The sequence below is a fragment of the Endozoicomonas sp. genome, assembly GCF_051008435.1.
Taxonomy (GTDB): domain Bacteria; phylum Pseudomonadota; class Gammaproteobacteria; order Pseudomonadales; family Endozoicomonadaceae; genus Endozoicomonas_A.
Genome location: NZ_JBPCXO010000318.1, coordinates 1 through 2,685, shown reverse-complemented (window position 1 = coordinate 2,685; position 2,685 = coordinate 1). Strand labels below are relative to the sequence as shown.

Sequence of the window (2,685 nt, the reverse complement as noted above, 5' to 3'; positions counted from 1 at the left end):
TGCCTGTGGTCTGACCAGTAAAGGCCCGTGGCGTAGTTCGAAGACACCGGGAATTAATCAGGCATTGTCGAATGCCTATTTAAAATCGCAGGGGTTATACGCACTACGCGACGGATGGATCAAGCTTTATCACGGCTGATGAAACGCCCTGTGCGGAGCCGCATGCAGGGTGTTGTGGGGGCTGGGGGTTAGAGACCTCTGGCTACCCGATTATGTGGCTGGTTCTGATACTGAGCACAGCCTTTTGATTTTTTATTGCTTTACTTCTTCTTTTTCGAGCAAACTTGCAAGATGCTTCTCTAGCTCTGCTTTTCCTTTTGCAGAAATATCTCCTGGCATCTCTGGAGAATCTTGATGGATTTGCCAATAATCTTCTTCAGGAAAATAGACAGCGTATTCTGTTGTTCTTACTCCATATAAAGCTGTTATGGGAAAGCAAGATCTACCACCGGTTTCCAGTGATACAGGGTCAATCTCGTGCATCCAAGCAATAATAGGCTCATAGTGATATACGATTGAGTTATCACCGCAGTCTCGATCACAATCAACCAAATATGCTTTGACTGTGGCAGGAGTTGTGGTGATCAGATTAGATTTCCCAGTCATTTCGTGTCCTCTGTGAGAGTTTAGGTGTTGTGCTCTATAGCACAGAGCACTTTGACAGAGCCGATCCAGTTTAGTTCAAATGTTATTTATTTTGGGTGCCACATAACGCCAAATTCAGGTGCGCCGCAGGCGTCTGATCTTCCCCCGATAAAATGGACACCTGTCTACAGTTAAGCAGCCATCTCGTATTCTACCGGAGATTTGTGATTAAGGCTCGAGTGCAGTCGAGTCCGATTATAAAAATGTTGTATATATCCCGCTATGCCGTCGCGCAGTTGATGAACGCTTCGGAACGTCGTTCCCGTGAAGAACTCACCTTTGAAAGTATGGAAGAAAGACTCCATCTCAGCATTGTCTGTACACCGGTATGCCCGGTTCATACTGGGCGTGAAACCATAGCGATGATGTATTTTCTGTATCTCACTGGCTCGATACTCTATGCCCTGATCGGTATGAAACAGCAGTCCCTTGCCAGGTCGACGATTGCGAATGGCCATCAGCAAAGCGGCTTTGGTTAAGGCAGCCGTTCTGTTGTTTTTCAGCGACCAGCCCACAACACGCCGGGAGTAAAGATCCATCACCACGGCCAGGAACATCCAGCGCCCATTGAGCTTTAAATAGGTGACATCAGAGGTCCAGTGCTGATTGATCCCCGTTGGTTTTGGTAAATCCTTGCGTAGGTTCGGAACCGGATCACAGGCCCGTTGAGGCAAAGGCTTACGCCGATAAATACGTGCCACACGGGCAACCAGGTTTGCTTCCCTCATCAAACGTTCAACCCGTTTGCGTCCAACGGCGAGACCTTGACTGCGGAGCGCGAAAAAGACTTTGGGGCTGCCATAGCGGCCTTTGCTCTTGTTAAAAATAGATCGAATACGCTGAAGCAAACATTCATCCTCCAGCTTCCGCTGGCTGGGTTTGCGTGACTGCCAGGCATAAAAGCCACTGCGGGTAACATTCAGCCGCTTGCAGAGAAAGCTGATACCAAAGCGCTGGCGGTGCCAAGCTACGAATGCGAACCTTTCCGGCGTTGCTCCGTGAGAAACGCTTCCCACTTTTTTAGGAAGTCGACCTCCTTCTTGAGAGCAGTATTCTCAGTCTCAAGCTTCTTGATGCGCTCGCTGTCAGTCAGCTCCTTCTTCTTCGGCACACTGATCAGGTTGTTGGTCACTTTACGTTCGTCGGCCACAAGGTTGCCCTCAAAATACTCTTTGCGCCAACGGGACAACATAAACGGATGAATGTCCAGAGACTGGGCCACATCTTTGATCATGACACCGGGTTTGAAGGTGAGCCGGACAGCGCTGACCTTGTACTCGTTGGTGTATCGACGTGTTGGTTTATCGGGTCTGTAAGAACTCATAAAACACCTCGCTCAGTTAGGAATGAGGTGTCCACTAAAGCGGGGGAGGTCTAGTCACCTGAATTTTTTTGTTATGTGGCATGTATAATCAGAAAAATCTGGTACTCGCTCTACTTGTTGTACGTACTCTGAAGGAGATTCTGACGCTAAATGAAGTAGGATAAAAGAATCAATTCCGTTGTTATTTATAATAATTTTAATTCTATTTGAAGCAACGTAAAAAAAATTAGAAACTTTCGTAGAATTGTTTGTACCTGATTCAGAGAGAGTAATAGTAGATGAGGGATTTTCTGATCCAATTTCAGTGTAGGAGCGCAAGATATAACTCTTACCCTCTGCAATACCGGAATATTCTGTAACAGTTACGGTCTGCGCTTTTAAAAATGGGCAAGTAACTATAAAAAATATAACAAACCAACTTCTTATATTCATAATCTAAATCATACTAATTAGATGATTTATCAGCTTAGTAGATTACTCACTGACAACGCCACATAATCGGGATAGGGCAGAGCCTCACGACTCTGCTCCTCCCACAACACCGGCCATACGGATCACGTACCACGGCGGTTCGGTTGATTGATTCAGCAATCTTCCGAACTATTGAAGAATATCCGTTCTCAGGTTCAACAGGCCATGAATGACGTGTACTTTACTACCAAGCAGGAAATTAGAACCCTATGACCCTCTATCCTTCGGATGCCTACTCAGACAAT

3 protein-coding genes are annotated in these 2,685 nt (G+C 46.3%); all 3 read right to left on the bottom strand.

Annotated features, from left to right (window positions below; translation table 11 throughout):
- Window positions 1-252: 252 nt before the first annotated feature.
- The 3 genes from ACR2PX_RS16065 to ACR2PX_RS16055 all read right to left on the bottom strand — a co-directional run bounded on the left by ACR2PX_RS16065 (window position 253) and on the right by ACR2PX_RS16055 (window position 2,401).
- Window positions 253-606: a hypothetical protein gene (locus ACR2PX_RS16065; RefSeq protein ID WP_434000368.1), complete on the bottom strand. Its 354-nt coding sequence runs from the start codon at window positions 604-606 to the stop codon at window positions 253-255.
- A 170-nt stretch (window positions 607-776) separates the two neighbouring features.
- A protein-coding gene (locus ACR2PX_RS16060) for an IS3 family transposase (protein WP_434000367.1) occupies window positions 777-1,969 on the bottom strand; the annotation gives its coding sequence in 2 pieces (ribosomal slippage) (window positions 777-1,669 and window positions 1,669-1,969; 1,194 coding nt in all).
- A gap of 54 nt (window positions 1,970-2,023) precedes the next feature.
- Window positions 2,024-2,401 (bottom strand): hypothetical protein, encoded by a 378-nt coding sequence (locus tag ACR2PX_RS16055; RefSeq protein WP_434000366.1) that lies wholly within the window; start codon window positions 2,399-2,401, stop codon window positions 2,024-2,026.
- Window positions 2,402-2,685 lie beyond the last annotated feature (284 nt).

What these genes read in the sequence shown, in the direction of transcription:
- ACR2PX_RS16065 (WP_434000368.1), bottom strand. Translation starts at nt 606, where the DNA reads ATGACTGGGAAATCTAATCTGATCACCACAACTCCTGCCACAGTCAAA.
- ACR2PX_RS16055 (WP_434000366.1), bottom strand. Translation starts at nt 2,401, where the DNA reads ATGAATATAAGAAGTTGGTTTGTTATATTTTTTATAGTTACTTGCCCA.